Source organism: Oxalobacteraceae bacterium OTU3CAMAD1, assembly GCA_024123915.1.
In the GTDB taxonomy this organism is placed as follows: domain Bacteria; phylum Pseudomonadota; class Gammaproteobacteria; order Burkholderiales; family Burkholderiaceae_D; genus Rugamonas.
This window is the reverse complement of sequence record CP099650.1, coordinates 1,468,984-1,484,533: the sequence shown is the minus strand read 5'-3', so window position 1 is coordinate 1,484,533 and position 15,550 is coordinate 1,468,984. Positions and strand designations below refer to the sequence as shown.

Genomic DNA, 15,550 nt, shown 5'->3' with positions numbered 1-15,550 from the left:
GCCTAGGCCTTTCAATGAGGTGCGCGGCGTGCGTTCAGGACGCGATGCGGAATCGCGCCACCGAGTTTTTCAATTCCTGCGCCAGCACCGACAGTTTATGGATCGATTGCGCGGTTTGCTGCGTGCCGTCCTGCGTCTGCTCGGTCACCGTCAAGATGTGCTGGATATTGTGCGCCACGCCGTTGGCCGATGTCGCCTGCTGGCCGGTGGCGAGCGAGATCCCGGAAATCAGTTCGGCCAGCCGGTTCGACACCTGCGAAATGTCGTTCAGCGCCGCGCCGGCCGCGTCGGACAGGCGCGCGCCCTCGACCACGCCCTGCGTCGATTTCTCCATCGCCGCCACCGCGTCGTGGGTATCGGTCTGAATGGTGCGCACCAGCGCGCCGATCTGCTTGGCCGCTTCGGCCGAGCGCTCCGCCAGCCGCTGCACTTCCTCCGCCACGACCGAGAAGCCGCGCCCCGCCTCGCCGGCCGACGCGGCCTGGATCGCCGCGTTCAGCGCCAGCACGTTGGTCTGTTCGGTGATGTCGGAAATGAGCTCGGTGATCTCGCCGATCTCCTGCGACGACTCGCCCAGCCGCTTGATGCGCTTGGAGGTGTCCTGGATCTGGTCGCGGATCTCGTGCATGCCCTTGATGGCGTTTTCCACCGCCGTCGACCCCTGCTGCGCCGCCGCCACCGACTGGCGCGCGACGTCGGCCGATTCGCTGGCCGAGCGCGACACGTCGGTGATCTCGTTGGCCATCTTGGCCACGGTGGCGCTGGCGTCCTGGATCTCGCGCGACTGCCGTTGCGACGCCTGCAACAGGTTGCTGGCGATGTTTTGCGCGTGCGTGGACGCCTTGGTCACCTGCTCCGCCGTCACCGTCACGCGCCCCACCAGCCCGCGCAACTCCTCGACCGTGTAGTTGACCGAGTCGGCGATCGCGCCGGTGATGTCCTCGGACACGGTGGCCTGCACCGTCAGGTCGCCGTCGGCCACTTCCTGCAGCTCGTTCATCAGGCGCAGGATCGCCGCCTGGTTTTGATCGTTCATGGCCTTGGCTTCCTCCTCCTTGCGCTGCGACTGCTGGCGCATCGCTTCCGCCTCCTGGCGGCGGCGGTCGGCGCCGCGCGTGCGGTTGTGGGAGTCCATCAACAGCACGCGGCCGATGGCCGCCGCCATGACCAGGGTCAGCAAGCCGCCGGCCACCATCAGCCAGAACGTCAGGCCGAGCGAATCCTGGTCTTCGCGGTAGGCCTGCTGCAGCACCGACAGGCGTTGGCGCAGCGCTTCGTTGTCGTTGAAGATCAGCTGCTCGGCGGTTTTGGCGGCGCTGAATTTATCCAGTTTGTTGAGGATCGCCGTCACCAGCTTTTGATATTCCTCGAAGTCGCCTTTGAGGGAGGTGAATTTCTCGCGCAGGTCCGGATCACGCACGGCGGCGATCCCCAGCGGCGCGCTGCCGTTGAGGAAACCGTCGACCGTGTTGCGGAACACCGTCGTGTCGCGGCCCAGCTGGAACGCCGTCTCCGAACTGATGCCGCCGGCGGTCAGGAATTCGCTGGCGCCACGGCTCATGCGCTGGGTCAGCATGGACAGCCCGCCCAGCGCGGCCAGCTCGCGCCCCGTGCCGCCGCGCTGCAGCTTGATGGCGGTGATTTCCTCCGTGCGCGCCAGCAGGTCGGGCGACATCGTGTTCAGTCTTTGCAGCGTCTTGTCGACGCCGCTCAGGTCCGCCTTGAGGGTCAGGATGGTGTCGGCGGCGATGTCGGTCGCGCTCCATTGCTTGCTCGCGGCCAGCACGACGGGCGCCAGATCGGCGCGCGGCTCGCCGATGTCGCGGCCCTGATACGTGCCGCCGCGCGTCATCAGCTTGATGTCGTTATTGAGTTCCTTGCGGCTTTCCTCGAGCTGGCGGAAGCCCTCGGCGCTGCCCTGCACGGCGTTCGGCGCCGCCTTGCCGATGCGCTGGGAGTGCATCAGCGCGTCGCTGGCGATCTGGGTCTGCGTCGAGCGGTTGTTACTGTGGATGGTGTTAAGCGCGACGAACACCGCGCTCGCGCCAAGGCTGACGGCCAGCGCGGTCGACAAAATGCTCAATTGGCGCTGCGCCGGCAGATGGCCGATCAGCGGCAGTTTAAGGCCTGCGCCGGTTTCGGAGGAAGTCCCGCGCGTGCCCAGGCGGCCCAGCGCGTCGCGCAAGCGCAGCGGGGCGCCGCCCTCGGCGCTGGTGTCGGCGGTATCGGCGGTATCGGCGGCGGCATGCATGAACTGCGAATCGCCGGCCTCCCCAAATTCCGAATTCGCGGTCCCATCCTGGTCGGCATTCCGGTTGCCATTCGAGAAACTACCCATCTTGAAAGCCATTCCACCCTCTCCGGATTAATTTTATGCGACCGCGATGCGGCCTGCCCTCCGCCCGTTTGGTCCCCGTCACCCGCAGTGTACGTGCATCACAAGCCAACCTGCAGAAAACCGGGCTCGCGCACCAGCTGCGCCAGGTCGATCCGGGTCCAGCGCTGGCCTTCGGCGTCGTCGAAATGCTGGCCGCACCACGCGCGCGCCGGTTCGGCCGCCTGCGCGTCGGTCACGGCCCGCATGTCGGCCAGCTTGCGCAGGCCCAGCACGCGGCCGGCCAGCAACGCGCAGTTAAAGCCCAGCCCCGGCGCGAAGGTGATGAAGCGGCGCTCCGACACGGCGATGTCGTCGGCGCCGGTGTCCTGCCCCTGGTAGCGCGCCAGGTCGATCACGCCGGTCAGGTTGCCGCGTATATTGGCCAGGCCCTGGTACCAGTCCCGCGTCAGCGGCACCGGCGTCACCGGCTGCGGCGGCACGATCTCGCCGATCTGGGTCAGGTCCAGCAGGCACAGACGGCCGCCGATCAGCACACCCAGTTCGCGCCCGCCGACATTGGCGCCGGTCTTGGCGGCCTGCATGCGCTCGAGCAGCTGCACCTGGTACTGGCGCAGGCGGCTGCGGCGTTCCGTGCCGGCCGGCGGGGTGGCGCCATCTGGCGTGCGGCTATTCATCGCCTAGCCCAGGGCGGCGATTTTGGCCAGCAGATCGGCCGCGTCGACCGGCTTGACCAGGTAATCGCGCGCGCCCTGGCGCAGGCCCCAAATGCGGTCGGTCTCCTGGTTTTTGCTGGAACAGATAATCACCGGCACATCCTGCAGCTCCGGGTCGCGGGCGATCGAGCGGGTGACCTGGAAGCCGTTCGCGCCGGGCATGACCACGTCCATCAGGATCAGCTCCGGCTTGTCGGCCTTGATCTTGGCCAGCGCCTCCTCGCCGTTTTCGGCCACGGACACCGAAAAGCCGTTGCGCACCAGGATATCGGTCAGATAGTAACGTTCGGTGGGCGAGTCGTCGACGATCAAAATGCGGTGTATGGCCATAATTCCCTCTGTGGTTTTCTTATTCTGGTGACGGGACGGACGCGCCGCCGGTGTGCTCGCGCACGGCGGCCAGCAGGCTGTCCTTGGTAAAAGGTTTGGTCAGATAGGCGGCCGAGCCGACCATCGCGCCGCGCGCGCGGTCGAACAGGCCGTCCTTGGAGGACAGCATCAGCACCGGCGTGGCATGGAATTTCGCGCTTTTCTTGATCAGGGCGCAGGTCTGGTACCCGTCCAGGCGCGGCATCAGGATGTCGCAAAACACCAGCGCCGGGTGGTGGTCGTTGATCTTGGCCAGGGCGTCGAAGCCGTCTTCGGCCAGCACCACCTGGTAGCCGGCCTGGCTCAGGAATATCTCGGCCGATCGACGTATCGTGCTGCTATCGTCGATCACCATGATTTTCAGGGCCGAATCGGGCACATTAGCTTGCGGCGTGGTCGTCATAATCGAATCGCTGGGATGATGCTACACGATAGCATAGGCGGAGCGGCCGGCGCGCCTTGCTGGCGCCGGCCGCCCTTGGCCGGATAAAATCAACACGCGCCGGCTTGTGTCAGATGGAGACCATCTCGAAATCGTCCTTGCGGGCGCCGCATTCCGGGCAGCTCCAGTTCATTGGCACGTCGGCCCAGCGGGTGCCGGGGGCGATGCCTTCGTCCGGGAGTCCGGCCTGCTCGTCGTAGATCCAGCCACAGATCAGGCACATCCAGGTCTGGAACTCCTGCGTTGTTTCATTGCTACTCACGTTCTGCCACCCTTCAATCAAGTAAAATGCTGAATTAGGTATCTTAATCTACCAGCCGTGCAAAACCAAACTTCTCCTCTCATATTAAGCTTCGGCGCTGCCGATCCGGCCGGCGCGATGGGCGTCCAGGCCGACCTGGCGGCTTTTTCGGCCCTCTCCTGCACCGGACTGGCGGTCACCACCGCGTTGCTGATCGGCGACAGTGCGCGTGTCGAGGACGTGCAGGAAATCGATCCCGACTGGGTCTCCGACCAGGCCCGCGTGGTCCTGGAGGACATGACCATGGCGGCCTTCAAGGTCGGCGCGCTGACCAATGTCGAGCAGGTGGCGGCGATCGCCGAGATCCTGTCCGACTATCCGGACGCGCCGCTGATCCTCGATCCATTCAGCAGCCGCCTGCCCGACCTGCCCGACGACGACGCCGAGGAGCTGCTCACCGCCGTGCGCCAGCTGCTGGTGCCGCAGGCGACCTTGCTGATGCTGTCGCTGGTGGAACTGGGCCGGCTGGCCGAGACCTGGCGCGAAGGCGCCGAGGACACGCTCGAATCGGACGTCGAACACCTGCTGGCGTTGGGCTGCGAGTTCGTGCTCGTCACCGGCACCGCCGCCGGCACGCCGCAAGGCGACGCGACATCGCCCAACATCCTGGCCAATACCCTGTTCGGCGCCGAGGGCATGATCAGCCACGACGCCTGGCAGCACCTGCCGGGGCCCTTCCTCGGCGCCGGCGGCACCTTGTCGGCGGCGATCACCGCGTTCATGGCGCGTGGCGCCGACGTGCCCGAGGCGGTGGCGGCGGCGCAGGAATACACCGTCGGCGCGCTGGCGCACGCGCAGCGCTACGGCATGGGCAAGTTCGTGCCCAACCGCTTTTTCCATTTGCTGACCACGGCCGCCGACATGCAGTAGTCAGGCACACGCCGTCCACACCCCTGATATTGAAGATGCCAACATGACCACGATCTCCAAAAACGACACCCTGTTCGAACGCGCCCAGAAAACCACGCCGGGCGGCGTCAACTCGCCGGTGCGCGCCTTCCGTTCGGTCGGCGGCACGCCGCGCTTCATCACCCGCGCCGAAGGGCCGTACTTCTGGGACGCCGACGACAAGCGCTATATCGACTACATCGGCTCCTGGGGTCCGGCCATCGTCGGCCACGCGCATCCACTGGTGGTCAAGGCGGTGCAGGAAGCGGCCGCGCGCGGCCTGTCGTTCGGCGCGCCGACCGAGGGCGAAGTGCTAATGGCCGAGGAGATCTGCCGCCTGGTGCCGTCGATCGAGCAGGTGCGCCTGGTATCGTCGGGCACCGAGGCGACCATGAGCGCGCTGCGCCTGGCGCGCGGCGCAACGGGCCGCGACAAGATCGTCAAGTTCGAGGGCTGCTACCACGGCCACGCCGATTCGCTGCTGGTCAAGGCGGGCAGCGGCCTGCTCACCTTCGGCAATCCGACGTCGGCCGGCGTGCCGGAGGACTTCGTCAAGCACACATTGGTGCTGGACTATAACAACGTCGAACAGCTGGAAGAGGCGTTCGCCTCGTTCGGCGACGACATCGCCTGCGTCATCGTCGAACCGGTGGCCGGCAATATGAACCTGATCAAGGCCAGCGAGGCCTTCCTGCGGGCGATGCGGGCGCTGTGCACCAAGCACGGCGCGGTGTTGATCTTCGACGAGGTGATGTGCGGCTTCCGCGTGGCGCTGGGCGGCGCGCAGGAACTGTACGGCATCAAACCAGATCTGACGGCGCTGGGCAAGGTGATCGGCGGCGGCTTGCCGGTGGCGGCCTTCGGCGGCAGCGCGGAGTTGATGGGCAATATGGCGCCGCTGGGCGCCGTCTACCAGGCGGGCACGTTGTCGGGCAATCCGGTGGCGGTGGCGGCCGGCATGACGACGTTGAAGCTCATCCAGGAGCCGGGGTTCTACGAGAAACTGAGCGCCACGGCGTCGCGCCTGGCGGCGGGGTTGACCGAGGCGGCCAAGGCGGCCGGCGTGGTGTTCTGCGCCGATTCCGTGGGTGGCATGTTCGGTTTGTATTTCAGCGAGACGCCACCGAACAATTACGCCGAGATGATGGCCGGCGACCGCGCCCGCTTCAACGCCTTCTTCCACGCGATGCTCGACGAGGGCGTGTATTTCGCGCCGGCCGCGTTCGAGGCGGGTTTCGTCTCGGCGCAGCATAGCGACGCGGTGATCGACGAGACCATCGCGGCGGCGGGCCGGGTGTTCAAAAAGCTCGCGGGGTGATTCCCGGCCGTAACCCCAAGACGAAGGGGTCGTACCCATCAGGGTACGACCCCGCGCCAACGGGGTGCGGGTTGCTGCGGTGCCGTCAAGTTTCTATGACGCCCGTATTGAAGTTGTACTCGAACAGATCCCCGTACCGCCCCCACTCGATGGCCACGCGCAGCGCGCGCTCGGCCTCCTCGTCGCTGAGCGTGAACCGCAGCAGCTTGAGGAACAACTCCTCCGGCAAATCCCCCGACTTGTCCTGCTTGAGCCCATGGCAGATATACGCCACCAGCGGCACATGCTCCAATAACTGCGCCCCGAACATCGCCTGCCGCTCGGCGTTGGCCGCCGCCGCGTAGCGCCCGCCCAGCTCCGTCAACAAAATATCGCCGTTGGTCAGATAAGCGAACCCCAGCAAAATGAGCGCGTTGAGCACCTCCAGCAGCTCGGCGTCGGTCAGCTCCGTCTCCTCGGCCAACTGCGGCAAATCCGCCCGCCCCGAGAACGGCTCCTCGGCCAGCAATTGCAGTATCCCCTCCATGTGCGCGATGTTAGCCTGCGGCAGACGGTCGCCCAGCTGCAGCTTGACCTCCTTCTCGCTGATCAAGCCGCGCCGCCCCGCCCCCGCCGTCATCAACTCGTACACCTGGTCGATCAGGTGGCGCACCTCGGGCCCCTCCGCCTTGCGCGGCTGCGGCAGCGATATCGGCAACTCGGCGCGCACCCGACCCGGATCGCTGGCGAAAATCAGCACCCGGTCCGCCATCATCACCGCCTCCTCGATGTTGTGCGAGACGACCAGGATCGCCTTGGTCGGAATCCGACCCGACTGCCATAGCTCCAGGATCTCCTCCCGCAGGCGCTCGCCGGTCAGCACGTCCAGCGCGGAAAACGCCTCGTCCATCAGCAGCACCTCTGGCTCCATCACCAGCGCGCGGGCGATGCCGACGCGCTGGCGCATGCCGCCCGACAGCTCGCGCGGCAGCGCACCCTCGAAGCCCGACAGGCCGATCAAATCGATCACCTTCCCGGCGCGCTGCGCCCGTTCCGCCGCCGGCATGCCCTGCGCCTCCAGACCCAGCTCGATATTCTTCTGCACCGTCAGCCACGGAAACAGCGCGAACGACTGGAACACCATGCGGATGCCGCGCGCCGTGCCGTACAGCGGCATGCCGCGATACAGCACCTGGCCGTCGTCGGCCGGGATCAGCCCCGCCATGATGCGCAGCATGGTCGATTTACCCGACCCGGACTGGCCAAGCAACGCGACGATCTCGCCCTCGTGCAGCGTGAAGTCCACGCCCTGCAGCACCGCGCGCGCGGAGCCGTCGGCGGCGCGGAAGTGTTTGCCGACCGATTTCAATTCGACGATAGGTGTGCTCATGATGGTCCCAATACAAAAATGCGACTAGAAATGCAGCCGGCTCTCGGCCAGCGTGTACAGGCGGCGCCAGACGAAGTGGTTGAAGCCCATGACGAAGATGCACATCACGCCGATGCCCAGCGCGATGCGCGGGAAGTCGCCGGTGGCGGTCATCTCGGCGATATAGCTGCCCAGTCCATGCGCCTTGACGGTGGTGCTGCCCCAGCTGACGTATTCGGCCACGATGCTGGCGTTCCACGAGCCGCCCGACGCGGTGATGGCGCCGGTGACGAAGCTGGGGAAGATGGCCGGCAGCAGATAGCGCCGCCATTTGAGCCAGCCGGTCAAGCCGAAGTTCTGCGCGGCGTGACGCAGCTCGGTCGGTATCGTCGAGGCGCCGGCGATCACGTTAAACAGCAGATACCACTGGGTGCCGAGGATCATCAGCGGCGACAGCCAGATGTCCGGGTTCAGATTGAAGCGCATGATCAGGATCACCGCCACCGGGAACACCAGGTTGGCCGGGAACGCGGCCAGGAACTGCGCCACCGCCTGCGTGCGCGAGGCCCAGCGCGGATTCATGCCGATCCAGACGCCGACCGGCACCCAGATCACCGCCGCCAGCGCCAGCAGCAGCACCACGCGCAGCAAGGTGTAAAGCCCCAGCACGAACACATGTCCGACCTCGCTCCAGCCGACTTCCGTACTGATGAAATGGCCCAGCGTCCACAAGGCGTAGAACACCACGGCGGCGATGATCGCGTCCCACACCCGCTGCGCGCCGCGCGCCTGCGTGTGGCGGCGCGCGCGGATCGAGGTGCCGTCGTGCCCCAGGCGGAACAGCGCGATGGAGCGCGACAGCAGGTCGCCGCACCACGCCACCAGCGCCTGCGTGCGCTCGGTGCGGCGCAGCCATGTGAGCAGCCACGATTGCTGGGCCGTGTCGCCGCCGGTTTCCTCGAAGCGGAACTTGTCGGCCCACGCCAGCAAGGGCCGGAAGAACAGCTGGTCGTACATCAGCACCGCGATCAGCATGGCGAACACCGCCCAGCCCATCGCCCCCAGGTCGCTGCGCTCGATCGCCAGCGCGATGTACGAGCCGATGCCGGGCAGCTTGATGTTCTGGTTGGAGACCGAGATCGCCTCCGACGCCACCACGAAGAACCAGCCGCCGGACATCGACATCATCATGTTCCACAACAGGCCGGGCATGGCGAATGGCAGTTCCAGGCGCCAGAAGCGCTGCCAGCCCGAGAGCTGGAACACGCTGGCCGCCTCCGACAATTCGGCCGGCACGTTGCGGAAACCCTGGTAGGCGGAGAAGGCCATGTTCCACGCCTGCGACGTGAAGATGGCGAAGATCGCCGCGCACTCCACGCCCAGCAGGTTGCCGGGGAAAAGCGCGATGAAGGCCGTCACCGTGATCGACAGGAAGCCGAGGATGGGGATCGACTGCAGGATGTCGAGCAACGGCACCAGCACTTTTTCGGCCAGCTTGTATTCGGTGGTCAGCGCGGCGAACACGCAGGCGAAGACCACCGACGCGCCCAGCGCGATGAACATGCGCAGGGTGGTGCGCAGCAGGTAGTAAGGCAGGTTGACCGGATCGAGCGACAGCGGCAGCGCTTGGCCGAGCTCGTAGGGCCGCGCCATCTGCTGCCCCCCGTAGGCCAGCAGCACGAACACGGCCAGCACGACGGGCAGCAGCGCCCAATCCCAGCGGTTGCCGCCGGCCTCGACCACCTGGCGGGGGAAAAATTGGCGTTTCTTGTTCATGACTTATGGCCGGAGAGTAAGACTGGCGGCCATTCTAAAGGAAACAAGTGTCGCCTTTATTACGGTTATGAAAGCCGCTGCATGATCGTCAGGACACGGATACTTCATAAATGACGATTTTGAGGATACTTCCCATCCGCCAGCGTCAATCATTACAAACAACCATCATTTCGTTGCCAATCAACAACTAAATCATCATTTTCGTCAGATTTGGATATTTCCGTGGAGGAATTAAGTACAATCACGTCCAAGATGTGTTGATCGCCCCACCCGATAGAAAGCAACCCGATGCCCCATAGCAAAGACTCCGTCCTGACCACGCGCGCAACCGCCGAGTTGCTCGGCGTCGCCGTCAGCACGGCCCAGCTATGGATAGAAAACGGCGCGATCCCCTCGTGGAAAACGCCCGGCGGCCACCGCCGTGTTCGCCTGAGCGCGGTCCGCTGCCTGATGGAACAGCGCAGCAGCGAGGCCGCAGTGGCGGGCGCGACCAGGCCCCGGGCCGCCAGCGGCGTTGAATTCCTGCCGGCGGCCACACCGCCGTATCCGGTCGCGCACGACGAAGCCCAGCGCCTGCTGGCGCTCGACGCGGCGCGGCTGGTCGACACACCACCGGAGTCGGTGTTCGACCGCCTGACGTGGCTGGCGAGCCAGGTCACGGACTCGCCGATGGCATTGATCAGTTTGTTAACCTCGCGCCGCCAATGGTTCAAGTCGCGCATCGGCATCGAAGCGGGCGAGACGCCGCGCGAGTGGGCTTTCTGCAGCCACGCGATCCTGCAAGATGGCCTGTTCGTGGTGGAGGACGCGGCCCGCGATCCACGCTTCCAGGACAATCCGCTGGTCATCGGCGAACCACATATTCGTTTTTACGCCGCGTTTCCGCTGCTCGACGGCGGCAACCATCCACTGGGCACCTTGTGCATCCTGGACCGGGAACCGCGCAAACTCAGGGACCGCGAAGTGCGCTCCCTGCGCGAACTGGCGGCGTTGGCATCGGAAGAAATTCAGCGCCGCGTTCCGCGCTAAGGATCGCAACACCACGCGCCGCCTCCACCTTCGCCGGCGCGTTCAAAAGTTTAGCAATAGCAGTTATGTATCGATAGAAGCATCCATCCGGCCTCGCCCAACTCTTGCGACAGCCAATAAAACATTGTCGCCGCTTTGCGGTTCCGTTTCCCCTGGCCGGCCTGCCGCAGGCATTTGGGGAAACACTCAACGTGTCCGGGAAAAATATTATGAACGCATTTAAGAAACTCAAAATTGGTACCCAATTGAGCTTGGGATTTGGCATGCTGACCGCCTTCATGCTGATCCTCGCCGCCGTCTCCATCCTCGGCGTGTCGTCGATCGGCGCCGCCTTTAAGAAACTTGACCATATCAACGACGACCGCCTGGCGCCGCTGTACGTCGCCCGCGAGGCGCTGGCGCAAACCGGCCTGGCCGCGCGCAACGCCTATATCTTCAACGACGACGCGCAGGCGGCCAAGGAACTGGCCATCGTCGACGAACAAAAAGCGATTTATCTGGCCGCCGTGGAAAAAATGACGCCGAGCTTCGGCGGCGACGCCCAGTTCAACAAGGTCAAGGCCGGCCTGCTGACGATGGCCGACGCGCTGAAGCAGCCGCGCAAACTGCGCGAAGCCAAGCAGATGGAGGAATTCGGCACCTTCCTGGTCAACGATTGCAGCCCGCTGCGCCGCCAGATCGTCGCCGACATGGCGGTGCTGATGACCCAGGAACAGAAAGAAGCGGCCGCAGCCAGCGACCTGTCCGAAGCCAGCGCCGCCACCGCGCGCAGCTGGACCATCGGGCTGACGATCGCCGCCTTCATCCTGAGCGTGCTGATCGCCAGCCTGATCAAGCGCTTGCTGCTCAAGCAACTGGGCGGCGAGCCGGCCTACGCGGCCGACATCGCCAACAAGATCGCCCAGGGCGACCTGGCCATCGCCGTCGACGTCAAGGCCGGCGACGACAACAGCCTGTTGTTCGCCATCAAGACCATGCGTGACAGCCTGGCGTCCATCGTCGGCCAGGTGCGCCAGGGCACGGACGCGATCGCCAGCGCCTCGTCCGAAATCGCCACCGGCAATGAAGACCTGTCGTCCCGCACCGCCACGCAAGCGTCGTCGCTGGAAAAAGTCGCCACCGCGATGGAGGAGTTGACCTCGACCGTGAAACAGAACGCCAGCAACGCCCAGCAAGCCAACAGCCTCGCCCAGACCGCCTCGTCGGTGTCGGAGGAAGGCGGCGAAGTGATGCAGCAAGTGACCGACACCATGGCCTCGATCAACGAATCGTCGAAGAAGATCGTCGACATCATTTCCGTCATCGACGGCATCGCCTTCCAGACCAACATCCTGGCGCTGAACGCCGCCGTCGAAGCGGCCCGCGCCGGCGAACAGGGCCGCGGCTTCGCCGTGGTCGCCACAGAGGTGCGCAACCTGGCGCAGCGCTCGGCCGCCGCCGCCAAGGAAATCAAGGCGCTCATCGACGACTCCGTCACCAAGGTCGGCACCGGTTCGGAACTGGTGCTCAAGGCCGGCACGACGATGCACGCGGTGGTCGACAGCGTCAAGCGCGTGACCGAGATCATGGGTGAGATCAGCATCGCCAGCGCCGAGCAAAGCCAGGGCATCGGCGAAGTGAGCAGCGCCATCGGCGAGATGGACGGCATGACGCAGCAAAACACCGCGCTGGTGGAGGAAGCGTCGGCGGCCGCCCAGGAATTGCAGGCGCAGGCGTCGGGCCTGGCCGGCCTGGTCGGCCAGTTCAAGCTCGAAGGCGATCGCGGTCATGTCGCCGTGGCCCAGCCGCGCGCCAAGCCCGGCAAGGCAAGCGCCCGTCCGAGCCTGCGCCTGGCGCGCGGCTAAGTCGGGGTCAAGGCTGACATTCGGACACGAGGTGAGCGGTAGCGCCGTCAACATGACGGCGCGCGCCTCGATGATTTACTTCAGCCAGCCGCGCCGGCGGAAGTACCAGAACGGCGCGATGGCGCTGGTGACCATCAGCGCGATGGCGAACGGGTAGCCGAACGACCATTCCAGCTCCGGCAGCCACTTGAAGTTCATGCCGTAGATCGAGGCGATCAAGGTCGGCGGCAGGAAGGCCACGCTGGCCACGGAGAAGATCTTGATGATCTTGTTCTGGTTAATGTTGATGAAACCGACCGTGGCGTCCATCAGGAAGTTGATCTTGTCGAACAGGAAGGACGTGTGGCCGTCCAGCGATTCGATGTCGCGCAGAATCTGGCGCGCCTCTTCGAACTGCTCGGAATTGAGCAAGCGTCCGCGCATCAAAAAACTGACGGCGCGTCGCGTATCCATCATGTTGCGGCGGATACGGCCGTTCAAGTCTTCCTCGTGGGCGATGGAGTTCAGCGCGGCGGCCGCGTCCTGGTCGGTGAACTGTTCCTGCAACACGCGACCGCTGACCTCTTCCAGATTCTGATAGATGCCCTCAAGCGCGTCGGCCGAGTATTCGGCGTCGGTGGCGTACAAGTCCAGCAGCACGTCCATGTAGTCGGCGATCGAACCGGGCCGCGAGCGGGCCCGCATGCGCACCAGGCGGAACACCGGCAGGTCGTCGGTGTGGACAGAGAACAGCATCTTGCGCGCCAGGATGAAGGCGACCGTGACGATGCGCGACGGGCCATCCTCCTCTTCCAGCAGGAAGTCGGTGCGCAGGTGCAAGTCGCCGTTTTCCGCTTCGTAATAACGGGCCGACGCTTCGATATCCTTGACTTCATCCTCGCCCGGCAACGTCACGCCGTAGATGGCTTTGACCCATGCGCGTTCGTCGTCCGTCGGGTCGGTCAGGTCGACCCATACCGGCTCAACCTGTTCCAGGTCCGAGCGGCTGTCGATGGGCACCTGGTTGAGCCGGCCATTCTGGAGAACGAAAACATTAATCATGGGTACGCGAGCCTTCTGGAAACAGCGCAAGTGTACCCGCAAAGCCCCTGCCGAGGCCAGCCTGCCACGCGGTTTTTCGCCCTACTGGGTCGCTTTTTCAATCATTTTATCGGTTGCCGACCGCGGGGCGGACTCGGCCGGGTCCGGCTTGGGCGGTTTCGGCGCCTCGATGCCGCGCGTATCGATGGCTTTGACCACCTTGCCATCCTTGCAGTCGACATCGGACAGCACGGTTTTGCCGTCGATGACGCATTTGCGCAGCACGCCGGCCGGCGCGGGCGGCGCAACGCCCGCGTTGGCCGAACCCGGCGCCGCCGGCGGCTTGCCGGTAAGCCGGGCCAAGCCCTCGGTGAAGAAATTACGCTCGTGCCGCGCCGACATCAGGAACGCCATCGCCACCGCCGCCAGCGAGGCCATGATGATGGCCACCTGGATCAACCCGAAACCGCTTTGCCGCTGCATAGTCATCTCCTCGCTTAAACCCGGTTTTCGTAGGGCGGATTAGCGCAGCGTAATCCGCCATGAGCCGCCGACGGAGCTTGGCGGATTACGCTGCGCTAATCCCCCCTACGTGTATACGCAGTCATTTCACCGGTACGGTTCGCCGCATCGGTCCCTACGGTAATTCGGCCGACCCCATGCGGCGCAGGATGACGCCGGTACGCCGCGCCAGATAGCCGGAGTCGCGGTGCGTGTCGTAGAAGCGCGGATTGGGCAGCATCACCGCCAGCTTGGCCGCCTGCGACGCGCCCAGGTTGGCCGCGCTCACGCGGTAATAATGCTGCGCCGCCGCCTCGGCGCCGAAGATCCCCCTGCCGAACTCCACCACGTTCAGGTAGATCTCGAAGATGCGCTCTTTTTCCATCAAGGTTTCCAGCATATAGGTGATGATCAGCTCCTGGCCCTTGCGCAGATAACTGCGCGAACCGGACAGGAACAGATTCTTCGCCAGCTGCTGCGTGATGGTCGAGCCGCCCGAGACCACCTTGCTCTTCTTGGTGTTCTTCTCGTAGGCTTTTTGCAGCGCCTCCCAATCCACGCCTTGATGCTCGGAGAAGTTGGCGTCTTCCGAGGCGATGATGGCGCGCTTAAGATTCTTCGAGATGCGGTTGTACGGCACCCAGACCTGCTTGATCTCGGCCTTGGGATTTTTCTCGCGCAACGCCGACTCCTGCTGACGCATGAAACTGGTGCGCGACGGGTTATGGTCGATCCACCACCAGATCTGCAAGAAGAAATACAGCTGCACCGCCGCGAACAGCAGCACCGGCAAGATGAAGATCCACTTCACCCAAGCGAACTTGCTACCACCTTTGGCGGCGCTCATAGCTGGTCGCGCAGGCGTTGCAGCACGTCGCCGGTGGCCGGATGCACGCCGCGCCAGACGCTGAACGCCTCGGCCGCCTGCTCCACCAGCATGCCCAGGCCGTCGCGCAGCCGTGCGCCGTGTTGGTCGGCAAACTGCAAAAATACGGTGGGGGACTTTGCATACATCATGTCGAAAGCAAGCGCGCCGGGCGCGAACACCGAAGGCGACACCGGCGGCACCTCGGCGCTCAGGCTGGCGGCGGTGGCGTTGATGACGATGTCGAAGCCGCCCTCGATGTCGGCGAAACCACAGCCCGACACCACGCCCTCGCCGCCCAACGCCGCAAACTGTTCCGCCAGCACCACGGCCGTGGCCACGGTGCGGTTGGCGATGACCAGCTGCGCCGGGCGATGCTCCAGGATCGGCAGCACGGCGCCGCGCGCCGCCCCGCCGGCGCCCAGCAGCAGCACGCGCTTGCCGGTGATGGCCACGCCGGCGTTGCCGACGATGTCCGCCACCAGGCCGGCGCCGTCGGTGTTGTCGCCGATGATGCCGTCCTCGGTGAAGTGCAAGGTGTTGACGGCGCCGGCGGCCTGCGCGCGTATCGTCAGCGCGTTGGCGACCTTGACCGCCTCCAGCTTGAACGGCAAGGTGACGTTGGCCCCAAGGCCGCCTTCGGCGATGAAGGCGTGCACGGCGGCGGCAAAGCCGTCCAGCGGCGCCAGCCGTTTTTCGTAGTGCAGTTCCTGGCCGGTCTGGGCCGCGTAGGCGGCATGTATCTCGGGCGATTTGCTATGGGCAATCGGGTTGCCGAACACGCAGTAGCGATCCATC

The 15,550-nt window shown here is 65.1% G+C and carries 15 protein-coding genes; 4 read left to right on the top strand and 11 right to left on the bottom strand.

Features of this window, described 5'->3' with window-relative positions; genetic code table 11:
- Positions 1-34: 34 nt before the first annotated feature.
- The 5 genes from NHH88_06265 to NHH88_06245 form a co-directional block, all read right to left on the bottom strand.
- Positions 35-2,350: a methyl-accepting chemotaxis protein gene (locus NHH88_06265; protein ID USX15385.1), complete on the bottom strand. Its 2,316-nt coding sequence runs from the start codon at positions 2,348-2,350 to the stop codon at positions 35-37.
- Between the two features lie 86 nt (positions 2,351-2,436).
- The gene (locus NHH88_06260) at positions 2,437-3,012 is read right to left on the bottom strand and encodes a chemotaxis protein CheW (GenBank protein ID USX15384.1); all 576 of its coding nucleotides are present in this window, start codon (positions 3,010-3,012) and stop codon (positions 2,437-2,439) included.
- Between the two features lie 3 nt (positions 3,013-3,015).
- Positions 3,016-3,381 carry a response regulator gene (locus NHH88_06255; protein USX15383.1) on the bottom strand — a complete coding sequence of 122 codons (366 nt, stop codon included), beginning with the start codon at positions 3,379-3,381 and terminating at the stop codon, positions 3,016-3,018.
- Between the two features lie 19 nt (positions 3,382-3,400).
- Positions 3,401-3,823: a response regulator gene (locus NHH88_06250; GenBank protein USX15382.1), complete on the bottom strand. Its 423-nt coding sequence runs from the start codon at positions 3,821-3,823 to the stop codon at positions 3,401-3,403.
- A 109-nt stretch (positions 3,824-3,932) separates the two neighbouring features.
- The gene (locus tag NHH88_06245) at positions 3,933-4,085 is read right to left on the bottom strand and encodes a rubredoxin (protein USX17279.1); all 153 of its coding nucleotides are present in this window, start codon (positions 4,083-4,085) and stop codon (positions 3,933-3,935) included.
- 96 nt (positions 4,086-4,181) lie between these two features.
- On the opposite strand from NHH88_06245, the gene NHH88_06240 reads away from it, so the two are divergent.
- Positions 4,182-5,033, top strand: a complete 852-nt coding sequence (locus NHH88_06240) for a hydroxymethylpyrimidine/phosphomethylpyrimidine kinase (GenBank protein USX15381.1) — start codon at positions 4,182-4,184, stop codon at positions 5,031-5,033.
- 43 nt (positions 5,034-5,076) lie between these two features.
- Positions 5,077-6,369, top strand: a complete 1,293-nt coding sequence (gene hemL, locus NHH88_06235) for a glutamate-1-semialdehyde 2,1-aminomutase (protein ID USX15380.1) — start codon at positions 5,077-5,079, stop codon at positions 6,367-6,369.
- Positions 6,370-6,454: 85 nt separating this feature from the next.
- Here hemL and NHH88_06230 read toward each other — a convergent pair whose 3' ends face one another.
- Together NHH88_06230 and NHH88_06225 are read right to left on the bottom strand one after the other, a co-directional pair.
- Positions 6,455-7,738, bottom strand: coding sequence for a nitrate/sulfonate/bicarbonate ABC transporter ATP-binding protein (locus NHH88_06230; protein ID USX15379.1), 1,284 nt, complete (start codon positions 7,736-7,738; stop codon positions 6,455-6,457).
- 24 nt (positions 7,739-7,762) lie between these two features.
- Positions 7,763-9,493 carry an ABC transporter permease subunit gene (locus NHH88_06225; GenBank protein USX15378.1) on the bottom strand — a complete coding sequence of 577 codons (1,731 nt, stop codon included), beginning with the start codon at positions 9,491-9,493 and terminating at the stop codon, positions 7,763-7,765.
- A 288-nt stretch (positions 9,494-9,781) separates the two neighbouring features.
- On the opposite strand from NHH88_06225, the gene NHH88_06220 reads away from it, so the two are divergent.
- Both NHH88_06220 and NHH88_06215 read left to right on the top strand, forming a co-directional pair.
- Positions 9,782-10,522, top strand: a complete 741-nt coding sequence (locus NHH88_06220; GenBank protein ID USX15377.1) for a GAF domain-containing protein — start codon at positions 9,782-9,784, stop codon at positions 10,520-10,522.
- 209 nt (positions 10,523-10,731) lie between these two features.
- The gene (locus tag NHH88_06215) at positions 10,732-12,366 is read left to right on the top strand and encodes a methyl-accepting chemotaxis protein (protein USX15376.1); all 1,635 of its coding nucleotides are present in this window, start codon (positions 10,732-10,734) and stop codon (positions 12,364-12,366) included.
- Between the two features lie 75 nt (positions 12,367-12,441).
- On the opposite strand, the gene corA is transcribed toward NHH88_06215, so the two are convergent.
- From corA to aroE, 4 genes are all read right to left on the bottom strand, one after another.
- On the bottom strand, positions 12,442-13,407 hold the full coding sequence (corA, locus tag NHH88_06210; protein USX15375.1) for a magnesium/cobalt transporter CorA: 966 nt from the start codon (positions 13,405-13,407) through the stop codon (positions 12,442-12,444).
- 81 nt (positions 13,408-13,488) lie between these two features.
- Positions 13,489-13,869 (bottom strand): DUF4124 domain-containing protein, encoded by a 381-nt coding sequence (locus tag NHH88_06205; GenBank protein USX15374.1) that lies wholly within the window; start codon positions 13,867-13,869, stop codon positions 13,489-13,491.
- Between the two features lie 154 nt (positions 13,870-14,023).
- A complete protein-coding gene (mtgA, locus tag NHH88_06200; GenBank protein ID USX15373.1) occupies positions 14,024-14,734 on the bottom strand; it encodes a monofunctional biosynthetic peptidoglycan transglycosylase in 711 nt (236 codons plus the stop codon).
- On the bottom strand, positions 14,731-15,549 hold the full coding sequence (aroE, locus tag NHH88_06195) for a shikimate dehydrogenase (GenBank protein ID USX17278.1): 819 nt from the start codon (positions 15,547-15,549) through the stop codon (positions 14,731-14,733). Before aroE ends, mtgA begins: the two co-directional genes overlap by 4 nt.
- Position 15,550: the final 1 nt, after the last annotated feature.